The 253-nt window shown below is 34.4% G+C and carries 1 protein-coding gene; it reads right to left on the minus strand.

Features of this window, described 5'->3' with window-relative positions; translation table 11 throughout:
* Positions 1 to 15 precede the first annotated feature (15 nt).
* Positions 16 to 253, minus strand: a 238-nt coding sequence (locus DD616_RS17255; protein WP_208871987.1) for a hypothetical protein, incomplete at its 5' end; no start/stop codon positions are given.

Consider the following 253-nt stretch of genomic DNA (forward strand, 5'->3'; position numbering starts at 1 on the left):
CTCTTGAGCCGTTTGTTATGAGTAATTTTTCCGCGATAGATTTTCTTTGTATTTTTTGTACTCTCTACTTTTGAAAAACCAGTCCCAACCAGCAAAAAACACAGCTCCAAATAACGTCATTAAATAAACTCGGTACGACACAATTGGAGATAAATCTAGATAAAAATCGTTTCGAACAAATGCACTACCGAAAATAACTGGAATACAAAACCCTAAGCCATATCCTAAAAAGTGCCTGAAAAAGCCTTTTTTT

The organism is Vibrio anguillarum (assembly GCF_003390515.1).
GTDB classification, from domain to species: domain Bacteria; phylum Pseudomonadota; class Gammaproteobacteria; order Enterobacterales; family Vibrionaceae; genus Vibrio; species Vibrio anguillarum.